This is a genomic window from Mesorhizobium helmanticense, from assembly GCF_003034915.1.
In the GTDB taxonomy this organism is placed as follows: Bacteria; Pseudomonadota; Alphaproteobacteria; order Rhizobiales; family Rhizobiaceae; genus Mesorhizobium; species Mesorhizobium helmanticense.
This window is the reverse complement of sequence record NZ_PZJX01000145.1, coordinates 1-201: the sequence shown is the minus strand read 5'-3', so window position 1 is coordinate 201 and position 201 is coordinate 1. Positions and strand designations below refer to the sequence as shown.

Annotated in this window: 1 pseudogene; it reads left to right on the top strand. The window is 53.2% G+C overall.

What is annotated here, in order from left to right:
* Window positions 1-149: pseudogene (locus C9427_RS33685) on the top strand (IS6 family transposase); the annotation flags it as partial.
* Window positions 150-201: the final 52 nt, after the last annotated feature.

Here is a 201-nt window from a genome sequence, read left to right as displayed (position 1 = left end):
GGATGCTCGGCTTCAAATCTCCCGCAGCCGCAAGCATCATCCTCGACGGCATCGAAATGCTTCACATGATGCGCAAACGACAGGCGAGGTTCGCCTTCAATCCAAATCCGTCATTGGCCGAGCAGTTCGATATCCTCGCCGCCGCATAAGCACCGCCCGCCATCTCTTCTTGCTTCAGTTCAACAAAAATTTGCAACAGAA